This is a genomic window from Paenibacillus sp. J5C2022, assembly GCF_025567625.1.
In the GTDB taxonomy this organism is placed as follows: Bacteria; Bacillota; Bacilli; order Paenibacillales; family Paenibacillaceae; genus Pristimantibacillus.
This window is the reverse complement of sequence record NZ_JAOQJC010000029.1, coordinates 64,467-87,613: the sequence shown is the minus strand read 5'-3', so window position 1 is coordinate 87,613 and position 23,147 is coordinate 64,467. Positions and strand designations below refer to the sequence as shown.

Sequence of the window (23,147 nt, the reverse complement as noted above, 5' to 3'; positions counted from 1 at the left end):
TCCCATCCTCGAGCTTTATCATAATGCTACATAGGCGATACATTCGATTTCTACGCACATGCCAGGGGGGAATTTTCCGACTTCAATCGTGCTGCGGGCTGGCGGCTCTTCTTTGAAAAAAGCCTCATAAACGCGATTGTACGTCTGGAACGCATTCAAGTCGTCGATAAAGGACGTCACTTTGACGACGTTATGGAGCGAGGTTCCGGCAGCCTGCAAAATTTCCTCCATATATTGAAGCACGACGCTTGTCTGCCGCTTCATATCCCCAGGGTACAGCACCTCTCCTGTTGCAAGATCAAACGGGCAAGTGCCCGCCACATAAACCAAATCCCCCAGCTTTACGGCTTGAGAATAAGAGCCGCTCGGTTTCGGCGCTTTATTCGTTTGTATGATTTCTTTTTTCAAAGCTCCCTCAATCCCTTCTGATTCCCATTGTACTTGCAAGCCAATTGATAATAAAACTCTGCCGCCAGCTCAACATCGGAGACGGGAACCCATTCTTCGTCCGTATGTGCCTGTTCTATCGAGCCTGGACCAAAGACGATAGAAGGAATGCCTTTCCAAGACTGAAGCTTGCTTGCGTTGCTGCCGTAGGATACCCCACGCAAGGTTTGATTCGTGCCAAGCTCTTCGGCAACCATCTGCGCAAAACGTACAATCGACGCCTTATGGGAAGTGTTCAACGCAGGATCCAGCAGCAACGGTTCTACGGTTAACTGGATATCGTTAAGTTCTGCTCTTAACTCCCGTTCAAATTCGGATAACACTTGCTCCGGCGATTCACCTGGCACGATACGACGATCAATGCGCACTTCGCACAGCTCCGGAACGATATTGATCTGACTGCCGCCGCTGATCGTACTGACAACGATCGTTGGACTTCCGCACAATGGACTAGCAACCTCAGCCAGACCCGGCTCTACCCGCTCCCGTATATGACGGACAACATCCATCATGGCATATATGGCATTATCGCCTCTGTGTGGAGCCGAGCTGTGCGCTGCCTTGCCATTGGTCTGAACGGCAAACCGGGCACATCCCTTATGCTCCACTACAATGCCAAGCTCCGTCGGCTCGCCGACAACGGCGCCCGAGATGGGAATATCCAAGGACATAAATGCAGTAAGGCCCTGGAATGCATACTCCTCATCGACTGAAGCGCAGAAGATAAGATCGGCATGAAGAGACTCCGGATGGCGCGCGCAGCGTTCCATCATATGGATCATACCCGCCAAAGCTCCCTTTGTGTCACAGGCTCCCCTTCCATATAATCGCCCATCGCGATGAGTAGGCACTAATGCATTCTTCATGCCGCCGAGTGATACGGTATCCATGTGAGCTTCAAACAGCAGCGCTGCATCGGGTCTACCAACCCGAATTTCTGCGATAATATTGTCACGCCCATCGGCAACAGGCTGCCTCGTTACCTTCAGCCCCGCCTTGAGCAGACGTGCTTCGATATATTCGGCAACGTCCCGCTCTCCCCGGGCATCCTTGCTGTAATGCGGATTAACACTTTGAATGCACAGCAATTGTTCCAAAATTCGTACGGCTGGGTGCGCCGCGCCTTCAACCGCCGATCTATCCACATGCTTCACTCCTACAACCAATTGATGTTATGATAATCCCAATCCTTGGATTCTTGTAAATCCTTGAACTCATTAAAAGATCGAAGAATATGTTTACGCATCACTTCCTCAGCAAAGTCCGGATCGCGACGCACAAGCGCGTCAATTAATTCGGCGTGCTGATCCACTTCCTTCTGCTTCGTAGACACTCTTCCTAATATTCGGCCGGCAAGCGAAATATGAAACGTGATGGAATCATAGCTTGCGCTTAGCCGGGAATGATTAGACAAGCGGATAATGCTTTGATGAAGCTCTACAGATTCCTGGAGCAGTGAATCAACAGAATCATCCGCCATCTTTCTCTTCATCTCTTCAAAGAACTGTGACATTGCCTCAATTTCTTCGTCGGTTGCCAGTTGGACTGCCAATCGAATGGCCAACCCTTCAAGCATGGAACGAAGCGAATACACCTCGAAAATATCCTTCATATCAAATGTCCGCACCATCGGCCCCTTGTTTGGCACAATGGTAATAATACCTTCCCCTGATAACTGACGAATCGCCTCGCGAACCGGCGTCTGGCTAATCCCGAGATCTTTTGCAACTTTAGTCTCTACTATTCGATCACCAGGATTAAGCTCACCATCCAATATTTGCTGCTTAATATATTCTGCCAAATCTACGCTCATGCTTTGTTTTTCCAAAAACGTTCGTTTTGTGATCGGTTCCTTCATTCTTTAGTCCCTGCTTTCCATCGATATTTATATCCTATATGTTGCATTATACCTTATATATAAAAAGCAGAATAGGAACTTACACGATGAAAAAGGGAGCTTCGTTACGGCTTCATCAAAATTTTCCCGTTTGTCACCTTGCCTGCAACCAATTGCGCAAACGCCTCATAGCCGTCAGCAAGCGAACGAATTTCGGTCCAGCCAGTCTCGGTTATTCTCCCGGCAACCAACAAATCTACCGCGTCCTGAAAATCCTGACGCGAATAGCAGAAGGATCCCAGAAGCTCAATCTCATGGCGGATCAAATAGTTAATCGGCAATACCGTTTCCTCTATGCCCAGACCAATATTCATAAAGGTTCCGCCGGGATTAAGAAGTTTTATGGCCGATTCTCTAGTTGTCTGGAAACCGGCGGCATCGATAACGACATCGATTCCCTTGGAACCAAATGTTTGCTTCGTCCGTTCTTCCAGGTTATCCTCCCTAGCATTAGCCGTTTCCTCCATCCCGATAGCGCGACACATCTTTAATCTTTCCGGGTTCGTATCTACAATCATGACCTTTGACGCGCCAAGCAGCTTCGCTATCTTGGCGCAGAGCAATCCGATGCCGCCTGCTCCAATCACAACAACATTGGCGAAGGCATGTCGATCCATCGCTCTTCGAGTCGCCCGAAGCGAACAAGCAAGCGGTTCTGCAAGCGCGGCGCGAAATGAATTCATCGACTCAGGGACCTCGATTGCGGCCGCAACAGGAACAATAGCCCATCGCGCGAATGCTCCCGGCATATGAATGCCTATAATTTTTCTACTTTCGCAAAGTTGAGTGGATCCTTGGCGACAACGATCGCATTGTCCACAGAAAATCAGCGGATTAACAACGATTTTCCTGCCGATTAAAACGTCGTTCTCCTTATTTCCAACCTGCTCTATGATGCCGCAAAATTCATGCCCCATAATTAATGGCGGCTTGCGCAAACTGTTATGGCCCAAATAACCTTCAATTTCCGACCCGCAAATGCCCACGGCCTCTATACGCACAAGGAGTTCTCCATCCTCGGGTATGGGACGCTCCCGATCCTCCCAGATCATTTCCTCCGCCGCGCTCCATACTAATGCTTTCATTTGCGAACCTCCAATCTTATGAACATGAATAATAGAATAGGGATTGTATGATAGGATTCCAGTCAGAATTATAGATAAACATCAAGGATGACTATGCCGCGACCAGGAACTCGCACTTGAAATCCGCTGTCTTCAGGAGTAATAGGAACCCCTGGGAAGTCATTTTTTATAATAACCTTACGAATGGTCCGCCCCCAATCGATAGTGGCGGAAGCGTAGTTCATATTCTCGTTGTAGATGAACACTCTGCTGCAGCCTGCATCCGTTTCATAAGCCATGATCTTGAACTCGCCTTTTCCACTTTGTATTGCCGGTGTGTCCGAACTTTCAATGATCTGATCCACTATGCTTTGCAGATAGGCCATTGATATTTCGCGTACAGGCAGCGGATCTAGCCAAGAAGACGGATCTCGAGACGTAACATCCTCCCCCGCGTTTGAGTAGGCATCCGGCTCCGATCCTAGTAAAAACCGGGCCCCTTTGTCGTAACTCATAATGGCTGCCAGTTCTTCCTCAGGGAATAGATGCGGATTAACCACAACGATTGGACCGTTAATGAGATGCAACTGTTCAATACGAACGGCGGCGTAAAGCGGAACGCCTCTGGAGGATAGTTCATGGACGAATTTATGTGCCGTCCAGCCCCTTCCTCCGATATAATCGTTTAATTGCCGCTCAAATGCGCGATCCGACCAAACCAGACAGGCACCCCTCCATTGCTTGGGGTTCGCTTCAAAACCGAGTTCCCAACGCTTGTCGATCCATTGCCACTCATGCTTCTCAATCCCATCCGACAAACAGGCGACAAAACCGGATGAACAACGCGCCAATTCCCCCCTCTCATCCACAACAAACAAGTTGCTTAGTGAATAAATATCTCGTTCAATCACTGTAGGCGCATGACGAAGGGCATCCCATCTTTCAGTCGTATCGTGAATAGAGTTTAGGCAGATCAGCCTCGCCTCGGGGACATATGCTTTAATCGTCAATAACATGGCCATAAAATCGTAGTAAGGCTCCATCTCCACTCCAGCCGCGCCAATCGATAACGAGGAGATCACCGTTTCCACAACAAATCCGTCTATCCCTGTATTTGCGATGCGCTTATAATCAACTCCGTATCGGTATAACGCTTCGAACGGATCCCTTGTCCACGCGGTATTAAACAACACTTTGCGTCCTTCGGTATGCATGGAGTTAACGATTTTCCTCCACAGCTGTTCCCAACGATCGGAATAAAATCCAATCCATTGCTCCCGCATGTTTTCCCATATCCATTCAGCGCGCTGCTTCAACTGATCCGGATGCCCTTCGCATAAAGGCGCAATAAGATTGGCCATATCCGGTGAAAGTGTCTCTCTGAATTGTCCGACCATATCATCGGAATAATCAGCGTCCGCAAGAGTGATTCGTGGACTGGTATAGCCATCCGAACCATGGTATCCGTCGAAGCCGTAATCAGACAACGTCTCACTCAGCTTCTCAATAAAAAGATCTTCATAATAAGATCCATCCTTGAATCTCCTTAGCGGATTCAATGAACCGTAATATTCGCCATTCTTGCGAAGCTCACACAGATAGCGATGATCATCGCACCATTCGCTGGCTAAGATCTGCCCTTCGGATATATACTCAAACAGATTAAAGAAGCTGCAATAAACTTCAACCCGCTGTCGTTGCAGTTCCTTAACAAGCCCATGCAACTGGAAATTGGTCCATACTTGCCTCATCCGCTCCCGACCATAGGGACGCCCTGCATAGGAACAGCATTCGGGCGGAAGAGCCCATTCCCGCTTCATCCCTTGATGGGCATGAATAAAGTCAGGAGTAAAAAAAAGAATAGATAACCCCTCAGGATGAAAGCCTACACGGCTCAAAAAATCCTCAACGCCATAATCCGGCAATTGGTTATCGAATCCGATTAATTCGATCCACAGCCATTTCTCGAAATGTGTGTTCATCGACATAAACCTCGATCACCTTCGCTTCCTTCGAGTTATTGCACGATCGCCGGATCAATGTTTCCGGTTTCCTTCCATTGCCTGCTGAGTTCTCCGACAAGTCGCGACATCCGCTCATAACCGTCCTTCGTAATGACAAAACATTCTTCAATTCGGTTGGAGCCATCGGGATGTCCAAATAAACTAATATCGGTATTTACTGTCATTCCAGGAGCGAATACGCCTTCCGTACTTTCATTCGGATAAGGAGACTCGGCTTCCGCGACGCCGCAGCCATGCAGCGGCGGATATAAATCATATTGAGATACGTTTCGATTGCGGAAATGTTCTTTCACTGCCTTCACAAGCTCCGACTGTTTGCCTCCAGGCCGTAGTTTGGATATAGCAATGTCGTTCGCTTCAAGCAGCAGATCGATAAACTGCCGCTGTCGTTCGGATATAGTCCCCACAACAAATGGGAAATTAATAGTTGCGATATATCCTTCATATTGAATAGCGAGGGCAGCCATGACCATGTCGCCGTCTTCAATCCTTTTACCGGTCGCTCTTCCGATAATGGTTTCCACCCGTTTCCCGCTCGATACGAGACAAAACGGCACGGCTTCAGCGCCTGCTTCAAAAGCTGCTTGATGCGCGGCAGCGGATAGCTCCAGCTCGCTTTTGCCAACTTCAGCGGCTGCCATCAGCGCTTTATATCCGACATCGGCTATTCTTGCCGCTTCTTTCAAACACGCGATTTCATTTTCCGATTTCAAAAGGCGGCTTTCGAATAAAATCGCATTAGCATCCGACACCTCACATCCAGCGAGTCCGTCCACAATCGCCGCATACACTTGACGTGCCATGGCGTCAGCACCGACAATACCAACCTTGCGTAAGAACGTCTTTTGCTGGATATCGGCAAATAAGCTTCCGAAACTCGTATAGTTGGCATGGGGATATTCGATATCATCAGGTACCGTTACGCATGCGAAATCCGGAATTAAAGATATATTCGGCCAAGCGCTCATTTCCTTGCAGACATTCTCCCCTTCAGGGGCTGCCAGTAAAATTGGCTCTCCTTCGTAAGGGACAACAAGCGCCCCGCGTTCGAACAACGGCCAGAAATTGCTAACATACCGTAAATTCTCACGGCGATATTCGTCTCCGTAAATAATGAGCAAGTCGAACTGCTCTCGTTTCATTTGATCTTTCATCCGGTTTATTCGATCCTTAAATTCTTTATGGGAAATTTTGATCATGTTTCGTTCCTCCTAAAGGATGATTTCAGGTCTGTCCGTATTTTTCAAAAAAGCTTCTCCGTAATTTACTCCGGCTTGCGCGCCACGCATAAACGCTTTCCCTTCCAGTTGACGAAGCGCTCCCGGAACGACGGAACATTGGGAAGCGTAGGCTTTCATTGCTTCCAGTTTCGCTTCCAAAGTATCCGATATATCAACGATATGCGTAATTTGGTGAAGCAACTCGATCACTTCAAAGTAGTATAACGCTTCCGGCTTCCACGGATCTCCGAGTTCGAGCGAGCACGTCCAGCCCGCTTGCCAGAATGCGTCGGTCGCAATTGAAGCTACAGCCTTATGCGTGTTGTATTCTCTCCAGTAGTGGGTAAAAACGGCTTGAGGCCGATATGCGCGGATCGCCTTCATACAGATTTTATAGGTAACCTCGTTTGCCGGAATGGCGTAATCGCCGTAGTCGTAAGCTTCAAAATGAGAAATGCCTAAAATTTTCTGTACTGTCTCTCTCTCATTCCGTCTCGTTTCTACGATGCTGTCTTTTTCTGCAAGAGTAGGGTAACCCTCATTACCGTTAGCAAACATGACAACATTAACTTCAATACCAGCAGCGGTCATTCGTTTGATCGTTCCGCCGAGTCCCAGCACTTCGTCATCCGGGTGCGCGCATATGACAAGCGCTCGTTCAATATTTAACATGTATTGATCGCTCCAATCACTTTTGAAAGTTATAACTATCTGTCAAACTATGTAATAGTCGAGACACATCCTCCGTGTCGTTGAACAAATGAACAGAGGCCCGAAATCTGCCATCTCCTCCCCATACAAAGACCTTGTCGCGAAGCAGCCTCTGAGCAATTTCTTCCCCTTGAAGGGTTGATACACATATGTTCCCAGCCCTTCGCTCCGGCTGGACAGGAGTCATAACTTCGTAGCCTAATGCTTGTAAGCGCTCTATTAATTGTCCGCCCAGTTCCAGAATGTGGCTTTCAATCCGGTCAATGCCAATCCTCCGAATTAATCCGGACGAATAATTCATGGCATAGATCGTCGCATAACTCGGGAAGCCAAGCTCGAACCTTCTTGCATCATCACAATAATCGAAGGATTCAAATCGGTTTTCAGAGAACATATCTTTAATACTTCGCCATCCGATCGATTTCGGGAAAAATGCTGACGTCCTCTCCGGATTTACGCCCAAAATCCCCATTCCGTGAATGGATAATAGCCATTTATAAGAGCTGCACACGATAAAGTCCGTTTCGTTCATGTCAACAGAGACGGCTCCCAGAGATTGCGTGACATCAAGGAGCAATAAAGTGTTCGTGGTTTTCAAGTATCCGTACAGTTTTCTGTAATCGATTCGAGCGCCAGTAAGATAGCTTACATGGCTGGTGATCACCATTCTTGTTCTTTCATCAACCCTTGATAAAATATCGTCAATCGATACTTCCCAATTCTTATGAGAAACAACGCGCAGTTCAACTCCTATTTCCTTGAGCCGAATCCAAGGAAGAACACCCGAAGGAAATTCCAAATCATTAATGACGACATTATCACCTTCTTTCCAATCCATCGATTGAGCGATCATTGATATCGCTTCAGAGCAATTGGACAAAAAAGCTATATTCTCCGGTTGATGATGGACTAACTCTGCAATGTTTTCCTTGCACTCTTGTTCGATCTCTGCGTTTCTACTCCTGCCTACTGGCCCCTCCCCCCGCACCTTTAAGTACTCTTGGATAGCTTTTAAGCCATCCTTATGAACAGGCGTTTCCGCACCCGAGTAAAGCCAGGTGCAAGTCTCCAGTCCGACAAAATGCTCCTTTGGCTCAAGTGATTTCATTTGGTGTCGTTTCTCCCTCGTTTTTATATATTATATATAATAAATTATACTTGATATATATTTGATGTCAATAATCAATTTTCCATAGATTAACATGATCACTTATGAATGACGCTCGCGTCAATTTGCCAAAGGCAGCTTAACGAGAGCGCCCGAATCGTTATCATTATCCGTCTATCTTTTTAACTCAATAAACTTCTATCTCTGCAAACTGCATTCTATAAATGAGCCCTTCGTTTGGAATTGTTCGCAATTTTGTGCCTTCTATTTTGACATATCTCGCATTTTGACTCGCAAAAGCAAACGTCTGGACGGCATTTCCAGGCACAGCATATCCGGTTCTAGTCACAACCGTCGTCCAATTCACATTATCGGCGGACACCTGAATCGTGAAGTTCTCCGGAAATCCCGCTCCAATATTCGTTCCGTCATTTCTCGGATAAAGATCAACTCGATTGATGGTTCTGCCGGTTCCAAGATCCACATTGATCCATTCCGTATGATTCATTGTCAAATTGGAGTTGCTGCTCCAGCCGTAAGAGCTTGCGTCTGAAGATCTCGCCCCGTCCACCGCCTTCGCTGTCCCCCAGCCAAACCCTTCAAACGAACTAGATGCTGTTGCGGTCTTGACCGGGAGGAAGTAAAACTCGTCAACATATACAGCGTATACATTGCTCATGTTATTGGCTGGCGTCACGTACACATATTGCGAATGGGTCTGCGATGGCGTGAACGTTCCGACCTTAACCGTATGCCAAAGCATATTTTCCATGCTTGCAGCTGATACAGTAACAGGCGAGCCTATCTGGCTTGCTGCCGTTTCGTCATAAATACCGGCTTCAAATGCATTCCCGCTAGGCTGTGAAGGCGGAGACCCGTAAGGCCAGACCGCTATCGTATCATTGGCATATCTAATCTTGACTTTCGCATACAAATCATAGGTCACACCAGCAGATACATTTGCTTTATTCCAATACCACTTTATATCGCGACCGTTTGTATTCTGCACAATTTTCATTGCCGTCTTTGAATCGGATGCTGTTACATCCTCGTTTCCCTTCATTGCGCCGTTCTGTAGAGTGAATAATTCATCCTGTCCAGAGTACGCAGCTGCACTCTTTACGAGTTTAATAATTTTACCCGCACCGGGCGAAAAATTCAGATTGCTAATTGTATAGCTGGAGGAGTCAGAATGGTATACAAGAGGTGAATTATCGTAAACATTGTATATTTCCGATATATCCATCCCCAACTCAGCACGATTAATTGTAATTGTAACATTCTGATAATTCGAACTATCGCGATTGACAACAACGAGATACTTATCACCCGTCACTTTATCTACATGTGTGGTTACATCCGCGCTCGAATAAATCGTATTGTCACCAACAATAAGTCCTCCTCCGCTAGTACTGGCAACATTTCCTATACGGATCATGTTCTTGATCGTCGATTCCATGGTTGCGATTTCTCCGAATAAGGCTTGACTTGCGGTGTAATTAGCTGTATGGTTCAGTTCTTCATCAACCAAACCTTTCCAACCTTGCTGTGATTGATAGATGAAGTAACCAATTCCTTTTGAGTTGTGGCCAATGGACAAGTATGTCATTGCTCGCAGCTCGGCAGGGGTCGGAACTCTCCATCCCACTCCTGTTCCTCCAAAGTTTTGCAATATACTCCAATAAGGAGCTGGATTGGCAATGTCTTTTCTGATCTGCAGGTTGAAATAATCCATCTGTTCAGTGAAATCCCAGGCTCCTGTTTTAAAATTGCCGGCAGCGACATTCTCCCACGCTGGATAGATATCACTCAGAAGCGCATGAGTTTGTTGCGCAGAATAGTGCATCGACACGCCCTCAATATAATTATAAACAATGGACACCGGATGGTTCGGATCGATTGTCTCCAGCATTCGTTTCATATTTTTCAAATTTTCTGCCGTCCTAACATCGACCTCCGGCTCGTCTCTCAAATAATAATTCAGCAGTGCGCTTTTATTTCGAATAGGTGCGATCAGTTCGGTTAAATAGTTGTACATCGCAACCTCATCATTCGCCAATGACTCGTTTCTATAAGCGGTTTCCGGATCGGGCATTGCGATAACCTTTAAATCGTTTTCGGCTGCTTTATCCAGATACATCGCATAATCAGCCGGTGTTTTTCGAGACATATTAACCATTGCCACTGTATCAGCATTCATATTTTTAATCTCAGCAAAAGCTGTATTGATGTAGGTTGCTGCCGCAGGTGTGTGATAAGGTACCAGCTCTCCGGCAAACCATACCATTCTTGGCACGAAGGTGTTTGCTGTATTGGCTGGAGGCGAAAACAAGGTTACGCCTGAAATGACTTGAACGTTTTTCTTGAATATATCCGTTGTCCCGTTTGCCACCTTCACCACATACAAGCCGTTCGGAACGATTTGCCCGGCGCTATTTTTCCCATCCCACTCAACAGTCTGAGTCCCCGACTGGCTTGCACCGGTCACAAGCGTTCTCACTAGCGAATTATTGACCGTATTGTACACCTTCACACTGACGGTTTGCGCGGCAGGCAGCGTATACGTGATGGCGCTCGTATCGTTTAAGCCATCCTGATTGGCCGGAGACATTTTGTATGGGTATATGGAAATGCTCTGGCTTGGGTTATCATCGATGTTAGCCTTCTCTACATAAACCTTGTCAATTCTTACGCTCGGGAAATTTGTAGCATTATTTACTTTAAAAAACGCGATATGATAGGTGTGCGCAGGATTAAGTGTAACGATCGGCGTCATGACTTCATAATAAATAGGAAATTTCAAGTTAACGGGCCAATCAGTCGACTTAACAACCGTTGGGGGTACCGCAAAGGAGCTGGTTGTATTGTTATACACCAAATATCCGAATACATCGCCAGACGAAGTATCTAGATCCGCAAATTGCGGATAAACAACCAGTCCAATTTTATAAGGCACATCCGCTTCGATATTTGAAGAATCGATAGGCGCCTGCACAGTCCATTCAGGAACGGGGCCATTAAAGAGTACAGCCGCGCTGTTATCACCTGGCAGCCCATCGGCTACAGATGCCCCTATGGAATCCAAATAAAGACTAAAATCAGTATCTTGTATCGTGTAGGTAGTGTGCTCTTTAAACGTAATATAGTCCACGTAGATGTCAGACACTTGCGCAGCGTTGTTCACCCCTGCCACATAGAAAACAAGCTGATTCACGCCGGAGTTGGGTTTGAACGTCCCCACTTTATATTCTTTCCACACCATATCCTGTGTCTGAGCTGCCTCCACATGTTTCTCAGGCAACACGTAAGCCCCGTAAGTATTGTCCCATACCGCCATCTTAAAAGCAGAGCCTCCAGGATTGGAACCAGTATGATCTACCTTGACTCTAAAGAATACGTCATACGATACACCAGCCTTTAAATCACTCATGTCGGTTTTTAAATACGTTATATTCCAATACTGACTGTCGTTCATCATTCTCGCGCTTGAATTATCCGCTGTGCTGCCGTCGGTGGAACTAGTCACTCCGTTATAATACACAAAGCCGCTATCCGTATCCTGAATTTTAACGTCGGCCGCATTACTGGTATGCGCTTCAATAAATAAAGCAACTATAAACAATGCAAAGACCACAATTAACCTGAACCATGCTCTCATTAGCTTAGTTCCTCCTTATTGTCATCTGAACATAATTCAGGCGACATTCGTAATATATACAATTGTCGCCTGTAGTTAAGCCGTTCCTATTTCAATTGATACTTTGAATGAATTTCCAAAAATGTATCTACTCCAAGCTTCTTCAGCTGTTCCAGATGCTTCTCCCACTTCTCATCTGTTAACCCTTTCATCAGGAAATCGGCGAAGCTGGAATTGACATATCCGTTCGGACCGTTCATATCCTCAAACACACTAAGTGCTTCATAATCGTCCGCTTCATAAATTAATAGCGTATTTAATCCCTGCAAGGTCAGCAATGGCTCTTTTAGCTTGTATGCGGCCAACTCTTCCTTCTCGCGAGGTGTAATAAATATGCCATCAGAGTAGTTTTTGGATGGAATAATATTCGGCGCATTAAATCCTGGAGCAAGACTAAAGTTAAACGTCATATTGTCCATTCCATCCGGTGTCGGCATATCCTCGTATGTGCCATCAGCCAACTTCTTCAGTCCGATGCCAACCGGTCCTTCCTGAATTTCCAAACTCATCTCAAAATCATAATGTGTGTCTACCCATTTCATCGTAATTTCTGGATTTTTATTGGATGACGTCATCATAAAAGCTCCGCTCCAAATGCCAGGGTTTTCTTGTTTCCAGCCGATATCCCCGTTTGGTCCTTTAAGACCGAGCAAAGGAACATATTCATCGCCATTAGTCAACGTGCTGGCTATCGGATAAGAAGCGACGCCAAGTATCGGAACCTCATTTTGCAATTTGGCGTGATAGATCGCTGAGGTTTGGGTTATCATCTCTTGATCCAACAAACCTTCGCTATACAATTTATTCATGTATCGAACGTAGTCCTTATACCCTTCCTGCTGAGGAGCGAACAGAACTTTACCATCCTTAATGTAGGAATGATTCCATTGGTGATCCATGATCCCAAATGAGCTAGCAAGTGAATTGCCGCCAATCCAGTTGGAATTGAACATAAAGCTCATCGGTATTTCATCTTTTTTGCCATTGCCGTTCAAGTCTTTGCCTTGGAATGCTTTCAAAGCCTCGTAAAGTTCATCCGTTGTCGTCGGTACAGCACGACCCACCGCATCCAGCCACTTCTTGTTAATCCACATCGTATCCGGCGCCCGGTAGAATGGTGCGTCTACAGCTTTGGGAAGCGCGTAAATATTTCCATCGGCATGTGTGATCGCCTTTTTATATTCAGGATATTCCTCAAAGAGCTTCTTTAAATTAGGAGCATGCTTTTCAATTAGTTCATTTAATGGAAGCAACAATCCCTGATTCGCCCAATTGCTTAAATCAATTCCTCCGACCATTGATCCGTAGATTGCGTCGGGGTATTCCCCGCTTGAGAATATCAGGTTCAACTTTTCCATTTTTGACATTTCATCGACAAGCGTCCAATTGATATGAACATTCGTTTCTTTTTCCAAATTTTTGTATAGCTCATACTCATTGTAATCATTTACTTTACTGGAGCTTGCTTTAAATGCCAGAATATCCAACTCCGCGGTTTCAGCTAACGGGAAAGCAAGCTTATCTTTCTCGTCCCCTTCAGTACCCGATTCATTTCCTGTCGAAGCTGGCGATTTTGTCGGTTCATCTTCCGATTTCGCGTTATTTTCTTTGGAGCAGGCTGCGAGCACGGAAAATGCCAACAGGAAAACTAGTGTCACTTTTAACCATTTGTTCAATTTCAATCTCCCCTTCTAAATGTTGTTGTATATCATGTCGGACATCCGTTTTAGCCCTTCACGGATCCAATCATAATACCTTTCACAAAGTACTTTTGCAGAAACGGGTAGAGAAGAAGCATCGGCAGGCTCGCAACCACGACGAGACCGTATTTCACCAACTCTGCCTGCCTGGCTTTCTCGGCGGCGCTATTAAGATCCCCCATCATCTCGCTTGCTTGATTCGTGATCAAAATTCTCCGCAGAATGATCTGAAGCGGCTGCAAATCTTCACTGCTTATGTAGATCAGCGCTTTGAAAAAGGAATTCCATTGCGCAACCGCATTAAACAGAATGATGACAGCAATAATGGGCAATGACAACGGAAGGACGATTCGGAAAAAAAACGAGAAGTTGTTGGAGCCATCTATCATCGATGCTTCCAGCAATTCATCAGGTATGCTCTGCTGAAAAAAGGTGCGGGCAATAATAATTTGAAAAGCAGTTACCGCGCCAGGAATGATCATCGCCCAAACACTGTCAAGCATTCCTAAACTTTTTACTAGAATATAGCTAGGAATCAACCCCCCCTGGAAAAACATAGTAAATAGAATGAATAGCATAATGGGTGTACGCCCCGCCAAATCTTTACGAGATAAAGCATACCCTCCACTAATGGTTGCGGCTGTGCTTAGAGCCGCACCTAATACAGCATAAATCAGAGAATTTTGATAGCCTTTCCAAATTATTTCATAAGAAAATATCGCGGAATACCCAGACCAGGAAAAGTGGACCGGCCAAAGCCATACTTCTCCCGAATTTGTAGCGTTGGGATCGCTTACCGATGCGATCAAAATAAAATAAATGGGATAAAGGATGGCGATAAGTACGATTACAAACAAGGTTATGTTAAACACATCGAATATGCGGTCAGAGACTGTTCTTTTATTCATATTTTCTATTTTCCCTCCTACCATAATGAAGTACGATTCATACGGCGAGCTATCGAATTAACGATAACTAGCAATATACAATTTATAATTGAATTAAATAGTCCAATGGCAGAAGCATAGCTGAATTGACCTCCGACAAGACCCTTCTTATAAACATAGGTCTGAATAATCTCCGCAGAAGAAATATTAAGCGGATTTTGCATAAGGTAAGCCTTTTCAAAACCTAAATTGAACAAGTTTCCCACGGTCAAAATAAACAGGATCGAGACTGTAGGCATGATACCCGGCAAATCAATATGCCAGATTCGGTGAAGCTTATTAGCACCGTCAACAACCGCCGCTTCATGCAACTCCGGGCTTATTCCTGTTAACGCAGCCAAATAAATAACCATGCCCCACCCCAAATTTTGCCAAACGCCTGACCAAACAAAAATCGTTCTAAACCAAGAAGACTCTCCAAAAAAATAAATGGTATCCCCTCCGAGCGCCGTAATCAGTTGATTAATTAATCCGGTCTGAGGAGAAAGAAACAAATACAGCATGCCGACCAATACGACGGTTGAAATAAAAAAGGGGGCATATGTAACGGTTTGAACCATTCGTTTGAACCTGCTGCTGGCAATCTGGTTAAGCAGCAGCGCCATGATGACCGCGATTGGAAATGTAGCCAACTCGTATAAACTGAGCCATATAGTATTTCCTAATATTTCCCAAAATAAGATATGATCAAAAAAGCGTTCAAAATGTTTTAAACCTACCCATTCGCTGCCTGTAAATCCTTTAGAAACCATGTAGTTCTTAAATGCCATCTGAAGTCCATACATCGGCACATATTCCATGATCAGAAAATAAAGCAAGGTAGGAAGAAGCAATACATATAACTGCCAGTTTTTTACTGCCTTATTAAAATGAAAAAGAATATTATTGAAAAAGTTCCTCTTCTTCATCAGGGTCTTCCACCCAGGGTCAGAATTTCGCTTCGATTCGATATTCATTGTCTCTGCTCCTTATGTATGGGATTATAGGACTCGAATGGCTAGTTATTAGATGATCATTTTTGTAATTCACATCGCGTTTATATTATATATAATATATTATACTTAAGCGTCTAAGTCTGTCAACAAAATTGTATGCGCATTCATTTCCATGAAAAATAAGTATGTTTCACAGGTTTACCCTGAACTGTACCCCGTCAAGAGACAGTATAAAAAATAAAAAGTCGTTAAGCGACCTTGACCCCTCCGTATACTTGCTGCCCCAGAGTATTGCCTGCTATAAAGTAAAGGCCTGTGACCTGCAGTTCCAGTATGGAACAAACAGTGTCACAGGCCAAGTTCATTTTCATTCATGGGGGTGGCCGTAAAGGCCATGGTAGTTTTAGACGGCCCCTGGGGAACAACCCGTACACAAGAATTGTTTTCCCACAACCGCCGACCATCACGATTTGAGCTGACTATCTAATTATTCACACAAGCTAGGCTCGTTGGTATACAACCGGAAAACTGTCCCCGATAATGACTTCACCTGGCATCACATTAATATGTGGTTCCATAGGGTGAGTCCCGGTCGGAGCGTAATAGGTATGTCCAGGCATATAATGAACGGCTATTGCGCGCCGTTTAGTATCCGTCCGATTATGAGACCCTCCGTGCCAGGTTAAACAATGATGATAACCTACCTGACCTTTTTTAATTTCAAAAGGCTCTGCTTCGACCTTTGCCCCCATCGGCAGCAGTTCAGGTTGATTGTGATAAGGCTTGAAATCGGAGGTGCTTCTGATATGCTTGTTCTGATTCCCCCATTTATGGCTGCCCGGAACCATCCACATGGCCCCATTCTCGATCGTAGCGTCATCAAGAGCAATCCAGGCGCTGACGAGATCAGGCGGTTGGATAATGGGCCATGCAGGATGATCTTGGTGCCATCCCGTTGGGCCGCCAGTAACCGGAGGTTTATATAGAAATTGATCATGCCAGATTCGCAATGTATTGGAACGGCACAATTGTGCTGTTTCCTCACAAACTCTCAGATTAGCAGCGTGATTCAAGTACGCCTCACTTGCCATCCAAATATTAACAATCTGGATAACCGTTTCTGTTTTGCTCATGGACATACCATATTCAGAACTGCCGTCCAGCAAATTTCGATTAAGAACCGGCTTATTTACCGACTTACCGGACATAACCAATTCGGCTTCCTTTCGGAGTAGCTCTACCTCCTGGTCATTAAGTATTAAATCACCTTTGATAAAACCTTTCTCATCGAACTCTTTGATTTGTTCTTGTGTTAGCATAAAATCCTCCCGTTCTTCCCGTTATTTACTTTCATATGGGTCTGCATTTAAAGAATAAAGAAAAACACTAACGCAGTCTTTAGGAATTTAGGAAGATATTTTGCACTTTTTAAAGGAAAAATGATAACAGGGGAGAACAAAGTATTGAAGGCCCGAATAATTGAGGGAGGAAAACAAGGGAATGGATCAGAGCCGAGTCCATGTAGGAGACCTATCAACGATAAGACCTACCGTAAATTTTGCAAACCGCTCAGTTTCTTTACCCGGGCAACAATGGGGGCCACGCACGATTCCTGACAGTCAATTGCTTTATGTCGTGTCAGGTTCAGCCGTTCTTGCCCTTGGTAATCAACAAATTCATCTTGCTGCAGGAGATTGCGTATTTTATGGTTCAAACTCCCCGCATAAAATCATCTCGTCAGAGGCTGATCCCAGCACTTTGGCAAGCATTCACTTTAGTTGGGATCGGGAATCACCGAAGCCTATCTCTCCGATCGGAAACATATTTGCCTGTACCGATAATGAGCTTGACCTCCCTGCGCAAACCTATACAATTGACGTTGATGGCTATGGAGGTTTTGTATTTCCCAACCATTTTGTGATTGCCGATCTGGAAAGCTATTTTAACCAAATCATTCGAGAGTACAGATTTGAGGAGAAAGGCTATGCCACGACTCTTAGAGGGCTAATGATGCAATTGCTCGTAGTGATTATCCGTCATCAAATTAACGGCTATTTTTCATCTACAGATTGGCGAAAAATTGCCCCGGCCCTAGAAGCGATCAGGAAGCAACCGCAACTCGATTGGACAATAGCTGAATTAGCTAATTTGTGCGGGTATCACCCTGTCTATTTTACCGAAATATTCAAAGAGACAATCGGTTATTCACCTAAACGTTATTTAATTTTGGAACGAATTCGCAAAGCAAAGCAGTATCTCCTGGAAGCGGAATCCATAGAGAAGGTTGCGGATCTGTTGGGCTATTCAAGCATCCACTACTTTAGCCGAAGTTTCAAGGAAATAACCGGTTATACACCGACAGAATTCAAGCAACTTAGTATCCATCTATAACGTAGCATTATTTATAAAAATAGTAACTATTTACCTAGCCCATATTAATTTATGAATTAAAGCGGTAACTCGGTCGGAACAGTAACAACAGCAGTAAGCCGCCTTCCAGTGATGGATTCCGTAAACCCATAAATCAGCGAAAATCTGGCGGTAAGATAGGGGCAAGGGGCATTCTGGAAATACGCTTTGTCACCCGGATGAGAACATCATTCACAAAGTGAGCGCTTGTTCATCATGCATGGCCTTTCTCGAAGATACAGAGGTAGTCGGTTACGTGCGACGTGAAGTCTTTGAACTGCCGCCGCTAATGGTACGTGGACGGCTTATTTGCGTGCTTGTCATAAGCTGCCGCTTGATCCGATTTCGCAGCTGTTTGGAGATCTTACGACGTACCGTCCCATTAAAGCAACACTGCTTCGGATGCTGGGGAACATACATGACCAATCCACTGCAGTAGAGGACCAGATTCGGGAACCGTTATGCAATTGAAGATACAAAATGAGTTGCGAGACTACATGGCGGAGATGGCTAAAACACAATTAATTCATTAAGTCGGTCATCTACAGGAAAAAAGCCACATCCTCATATTAGAGTATAATTTCATTCATGAAATTATACGGTGTGAATGAATGCTATATGCAAATTAAGTGCTAATCTACGATATACGAAGGCCACCTTCTTTAATACTTACGAAGGTGGCCTTTTATATACTCAAAAGGGGAGCTAATTGTACACACCCGGTTAAAAATCGCTCGTCAAATCCTCCCATTTCAAATCCAAAACAACCGAAACCTTAATCGTATCTCGCAACACCTTATTTTTATAGTCATTGCCATCCTGCGAAAGGAGAATTACTTCGCCGAATGCTGATAACTATAGACTTCTAGGTATCGACGCGACATATCCCCACCACGCACTCCACATGCACCGTCTGAGGGAACATATCCACCGGCGTCACTTCCACGGTGCGGTAGCCGCCATCCTCCAATATGCGAAGGTCGCGGGCCAGCGTGGAGGGATTGCAGCTGACATAGACGATCCGCTCCGGCCGCATTGCCAGAATCGTATCCAGCAAGGCGGGGTCGCAGCCCTTGCGCGGCGGATCGACGACGATGACGTCAGCCTCCACGCCCTCCTGACGCCAGCGCGGAATGACGACCTCTGCCGGGCCTGTATCGAATGTCGTGTTGTCCATGCCGTTCAGCGCAGCATTGCGCTTCGCGTCCTCGATCGCTTCCGGCACAATCTCCACACCGTATACATGGCCAGCATGGCGAGCCAGGAACAGCGAGATCGTCCCGATGCCGCAATACGCATCGATTACCCGCTCCTTGCCTGTCAAGCCGGCGTATTCCACAGCTTTGCGGTACAGCGCAATCGTCTGCGCCGGATTCACCTGATAGAAGGATCGCGCCGATATAGCGAAGCGTATGCCGTCCAGCTCATCATAGATGACATCGCTGCCCCACAACACAATCGTCTCGTCTCCGAATATCGCATTCGTATCCCGTTCATTCACGTTCTGTACGATACTCTTCAAGTCTGGTATGGCCGCACGCAGCTTCTCGATCCACTCCGCCTTCCTCGGCATACGCTTGCCGTTCGTCACCAGCACGACCATCACCTCGCCCGATACGACGCCGATACGTACCATTACATGCCGCAGCAGCCCTGTACGCGCACCTTCGTCATAAGGGGCTATGCGCAGCTCTCGGGCAATCGCCTTCACGATGGAGATCACTTCATCGTTGCGGCTATGCTGGATATGACAATCGTCCATATCAATAATACGATGTGTGCCGCGCGCATAGAAGCCTGCGATCAGCCCGGCTTCTTCCGTGTCTCTGCCGCTGACGCCCACAGGCACTGCAGCCTTGTTCCGGTACCGCCACGGATCAGCCATGCCGATAGTAGGATGCACAATGACGCCATCTGCGGATTTGCTATTGATCCGCTCGATCTGTTCCGGAGAATCAGGTCCAGATACGTTGCTCACTTGCTCGTCCGCCGCTATTACGGAGTCTCTGTTCGCCTGCCCGCTCTTAGATGCCCGCTCCACAGTACGATCCGCTTCAGCATCTCGTCCCTCAACTCGTTCTTCACCACGGTCTACAGTTTGCCCCTCTTCGGAGCCACGTCCCGCAGCCTGCCCCTCTTCCGCATCACGGTTCGCCACATGCTCCCCAGCCACCTTCAGCTTGCCGATTCGCTGCAGATTTTCCACGACGTGTCGCCTCTTCCAGGCCAGTTGCCCCGCGTAGCTGTAATGCTGTAGCTGACAGCCGCCGCATTCCTTATAGATGGCACATATCGGCGAGGTGCGATCACCGCTTGCTTCCACATGTTCCAGCAAGCGGGCGTAGCCGTACGTTTTCTTCAGCTTGGTCACCTTGGCCCGCACTTTCTCCCCGGGAAGCGCCCCGCGTATAAAAAGGGTAAAGCCGTCTGTACGGCCTACCCCTTCCCCGTCATGCGTCAGTCCCACGATTTCAGCGGTGACTTCTTCGTTTTTTTGCAGCGGCGCCGTCGATGCTTTATCCGCTGAGCGGGAACGCTTTCCCCCCTCAGAATGAGAGGCGTCCAACTTACCGCCTTGTCCAGACAGGGCAGCCATACTGCCATCTATTGAATCGCGGCTACTCCCGGGCCTGCCAGCCCTGCCGCCTCCTATCGCATCACGGCTCCTATACCGTCCGCTTGATTTCTTCCTTGCCATGTTGTCTCTCCGATCCTTCAACTCGTTCATAGCAGCAGTACAGGTGCTGAAACGTTTTGCCTGCCGCCTCTTATCCTGCTGCTTATCGAACTAGCTGGATTTAATGCTATTAAAGTTGCACGATATCGCTAATCAAGTCTCATCAAGTGGATTTTGTGTAACTAATTTGTTGGGAATCCGCCATTCCGCTCTATTTGCATCAATCTTACTGTACTTTTTCCAGCTAATAGTCTCAATGACCACCATTCCTCACTATTAACTGTACAAAATCCATCTAGATGGCCGACGACCGTCCCCTTTACATTTTACCATCACGCATCTAGATCGCTGGCCGTCCCCTTTACACTTTACCATCACGCATCTAGAGCGTCGGCCTTCCCCTTTACACTTTACCATCACGCATCTAGATCGCTGGCCGTCCCCTTTACATTTTACCATCACGCATCAAGATCGTCGGCCTTCCCCTTTACACTTTACCATCAGACATCTAGATCGCCGGCCGTATCGATTGCAGGCGGCCAACACTCGCCGCCCTGCTGACGCCCCGCCCCTGTCGAATTACCTTACCGGTACGTCGACACGCCTGTTGCATCGGCGAATATGTTCAGATGGCGAGGCAGCACCGAGAAGGTACCCGGCAGTACACCGCCGTACTCGCCGTCGAGATTCAGCTGCACATAATCCGGTGTCGTCACCTTGATCCGATTCGTGCGGAAGTGCATGACATGCGGATCGTTCAGATGCTCGCCGCGCAGCGCCAATGTGGCCAGACGGATGAACTCCGCCAGATTGCACTTGCGGATCAGCAGCACGTCGAGCAATCCGTCGTCCAGCTTGGAATCCGGCGCCAGCCGCTCGAAGCCGCCGACAGAGTTGCTGTTGCAGATCAGGAACAGCATGAACTCGTCGTGTATTTCGTCCATGCCGTCCGCTTCGAATCTCAGCTCCGTCGGGCGGATGCGGACGATCTTCTCCAGCCCCTTCATATAATAAGCAAGCTGTCCGATCATCGTCTTCAGCTTGCTGGGTACGTCATACGTCAGCTCCGTCAAGGAGCCGCCGCCTGCTATATTAATGAAGTAACGCTCATTCACCCGACCTACGTCGATGGGACGCGTATACTGCCCGATAATAAGATCGCAGGCGTATTCCCAATGCTTGGGTATGCCCGTCGCACGCGCGAAGTCATTCGTCGTACCCACCGGCAATATGCCAAGCGGAGGACGCTTCGACTTGTTCGCCAGACCGTTGATCACCTCGTACAGCGTACCGTCTCCTCCGGCGGCGATAATCATGTCATAATCGCGGTCTGCGGCATCCGCTGCGGCAAGCGTCGCGTCTCCCTCGCCAATCGTGGCGTGACAGGTCGTCTCGATACCGCCCTGATCAAGGCGCTGCAATATATCCGGAAGCCGGCGCTTCATCTCTTCTCTACCAGACGTCGGATTGTAAATCAATCTTGCTCGTTTCATCATCACATTGCTCCCTCTTCATTCCTTTGCGATATGAAACCACTTAACCAACTCCCTATATGCCTCTCGATCCACCGCTCGATTGCGGGATGAGGAAGCATGGCGCTTCCGTTATAGCGATACACAAGTCCCGCAAGACGCGCAGGAATGACATGGTTCGTGAAGTACCCCCGGCTCAAAAATAACGGAACCACAATAATCGGCTCATCAGGCTGAGCCGATTGCAATGCTGTCAGCTTGCAGGATGTCTCATCGGGCAGCAGCAAGGCATAATCCGCACGCGCGAATCCGCCCAGGGCGCGAAGCTGCTCGGCCAGCCGGGACAGACCGCTCTGCCACCTCTCCTGGAACACGGGCTCCTCGCTCCCGTGCCCGATCAAGAGCAGCGCTTCCTTCTCCGGCTCGGACGACAGCTCGGACAAGTTGTCCATCAGAAGCTCGACCACTTCCGGAGCGTCGTCCATGGGACAGCCGTATGTGACATTGGCCGAGATGCGGAACGTGCCCAGATCGCCACAGAAGCCATCCGCAATGGAAGGATAGCCGAAAGCCTGGGCGATTTCGTCCACATGCGTACTGCCCGACGAGACGAACAGCGGCAAGACGAATAGATCCGTTACGCCCTGACTCTCCAGCTCATCGATGCCATCCTGTATCAGCCTGTTCTCCACAATCTCCAGGAAGGCGGAGACGACTGGCACCTCCATGCCGTCTTGCGCGGTGCACCGGGAAGACGCTGCTACTGCCGCATCTACCAGCCTCACCCACTCCGTCTCTCTGGAGCCGTGGCTAATGACAAGAACGCCGGGCTTCATGGC

At 47.2% G+C, this 23,147-nt stretch carries 17 protein-coding genes and 1 pseudogene; 2 read left to right on the top strand and 16 right to left on the bottom strand.

Annotated features, from left to right (window positions below; all coding sequences use genetic code 11):
• Window positions 1–18: 18 nt before the first annotated feature.
• From M6D81_RS21425 to M6D81_RS21365, 13 genes are all read right to left on the bottom strand, one after another.
• Window positions 19–408 carry a RidA family protein gene (locus tag M6D81_RS21425; protein WP_262679076.1) on the bottom strand — a complete coding sequence of 130 codons (390 nt, stop codon included), beginning with the start codon at window positions 406–408 and terminating at the stop codon, window positions 19–21.
• Entirely contained in the window at window positions 405–1,592 is a 1,188-nt protein-coding gene (locus M6D81_RS21420) for a M20 family metallopeptidase (RefSeq protein ID WP_262679075.1), read from the bottom strand. The genes M6D81_RS21425 and M6D81_RS21420 overlap by 4 nt, the downstream gene beginning before the upstream one ends.
• Window positions 1,593–1,603: 11 nt before the next feature.
• Complete coding sequence (locus M6D81_RS21415; protein ID WP_262679074.1) at window positions 1,604–2,305, bottom strand: GntR family transcriptional regulator; 702 nt, start codon at window positions 2,303–2,305, stop codon at window positions 1,604–1,606.
• 104 nt (window positions 2,306–2,409) lie between these two features.
• Window positions 2,410–3,396, bottom strand: a complete 987-nt coding sequence (locus M6D81_RS21410; protein WP_262679073.1) for a zinc-dependent alcohol dehydrogenase — start codon at window positions 3,394–3,396, stop codon at window positions 2,410–2,412.
• Window positions 3,397–3,497: 101 nt separating this feature from the next.
• Window positions 3,498–5,396, bottom strand: a complete 1,899-nt coding sequence (locus M6D81_RS21405) for a hypothetical protein (RefSeq protein WP_262679072.1) — start codon at window positions 5,394–5,396, stop codon at window positions 3,498–3,500.
• A 29-nt stretch (window positions 5,397–5,425) separates the two neighbouring features.
• The gene (locus tag M6D81_RS21400) at window positions 5,426–6,631 is read right to left on the bottom strand and encodes a M24 family metallopeptidase (protein ID WP_262679071.1); all 1,206 of its coding nucleotides are present in this window, start codon (window positions 6,629–6,631) and stop codon (window positions 5,426–5,428) included.
• Window positions 6,632–6,643: 12 nt separating this feature from the next.
• Window positions 6,644–7,324: a PIG-L deacetylase family protein gene (locus M6D81_RS21395; protein WP_262679070.1), complete on the bottom strand. Its 681-nt coding sequence runs from the start codon at window positions 7,322–7,324 to the stop codon at window positions 6,644–6,646.
• A gap of 16 nt (window positions 7,325–7,340) precedes the next feature.
• Complete coding sequence (locus M6D81_RS21390) at window positions 7,341–8,471, bottom strand: aminotransferase class V-fold PLP-dependent enzyme (RefSeq protein WP_262679069.1); 1,131 nt, start codon at window positions 8,469–8,471, stop codon at window positions 7,341–7,343.
• 187 nt (window positions 8,472–8,658) lie between these two features.
• The gene (locus tag M6D81_RS21385) at window positions 8,659–12,129 is read right to left on the bottom strand and encodes a discoidin domain-containing protein (protein WP_262679068.1); all 3,471 of its coding nucleotides are present in this window, start codon (window positions 12,127–12,129) and stop codon (window positions 8,659–8,661) included.
• A gap of 86 nt (window positions 12,130–12,215) precedes the next feature.
• Window positions 12,216–13,844: an extracellular solute-binding protein gene (locus M6D81_RS21380; RefSeq protein WP_262679067.1), complete on the bottom strand. Its 1,629-nt coding sequence runs from the start codon at window positions 13,842–13,844 to the stop codon at window positions 12,216–12,218.
• Between the two features lie 50 nt (window positions 13,845–13,894).
• Window positions 13,895–14,776, bottom strand: coding sequence for a carbohydrate ABC transporter permease (locus tag M6D81_RS21375; RefSeq protein WP_262679066.1), 882 nt, complete (start codon window positions 14,774–14,776; stop codon window positions 13,895–13,897).
• A 17-nt stretch (window positions 14,777–14,793) separates the two neighbouring features.
• Window positions 14,794–15,771, bottom strand: coding sequence for an ABC transporter permease (locus M6D81_RS21370; RefSeq protein ID WP_262679065.1), 978 nt, complete (start codon window positions 15,769–15,771; stop codon window positions 14,794–14,796).
• Window positions 15,772–16,250: 479 nt separating this feature from the next.
• Window positions 16,251–17,069, bottom strand: coding sequence for a phytanoyl-CoA dioxygenase family protein (locus tag M6D81_RS21365; protein WP_262679064.1), 819 nt, complete (start codon window positions 17,067–17,069; stop codon window positions 16,251–16,253).
• A 181-nt stretch (window positions 17,070–17,250) separates the two neighbouring features.
• On the opposite strand from M6D81_RS21365, the gene M6D81_RS21360 reads away from it, so the two are divergent.
• Together M6D81_RS21360 and M6D81_RS31880 are read left to right on the top strand one after the other, a co-directional pair.
• The gene (locus M6D81_RS21360) at window positions 17,251–18,141 is read left to right on the top strand and encodes an AraC family transcriptional regulator (RefSeq protein ID WP_262679063.1); all 891 of its coding nucleotides are present in this window, start codon (window positions 17,251–17,253) and stop codon (window positions 18,139–18,141) included.
• A gap of 77 nt (window positions 18,142–18,218) precedes the next feature.
• A pseudogene (locus tag M6D81_RS31880) lies at window positions 18,219–18,362 on the top strand (hypothetical protein); the annotation flags it as partial.
• Between the two features lie 662 nt (window positions 18,363–19,024).
• On the opposite strand, the gene rlmD reads toward M6D81_RS31880, so the two are convergent.
• From rlmD to M6D81_RS21345, 3 genes are all read right to left on the bottom strand, one after another.
• The gene (rlmD, locus tag M6D81_RS21355) at window positions 19,025–20,857 is read right to left on the bottom strand and encodes a 23S rRNA (uracil(1939)-C(5))-methyltransferase RlmD (RefSeq protein WP_262679062.1); all 1,833 of its coding nucleotides are present in this window, start codon (window positions 20,855–20,857) and stop codon (window positions 19,025–19,027) included.
• Between the two features lie 563 nt (window positions 20,858–21,420).
• Window positions 21,421–22,329, bottom strand: coding sequence for a diacylglycerol kinase (locus M6D81_RS21350; protein ID WP_262679084.1), 909 nt, complete (start codon window positions 22,327–22,329; stop codon window positions 21,421–21,423).
• Between the two features lie 2 nt (window positions 22,330–22,331).
• On the bottom strand, window positions 22,332–23,144 hold the full coding sequence (locus tag M6D81_RS21345) for a sirohydrochlorin chelatase (RefSeq protein ID WP_262679061.1): 813 nt from the start codon (window positions 23,142–23,144) through the stop codon (window positions 22,332–22,334).
• Window positions 23,145–23,147 lie beyond the last annotated feature (3 nt).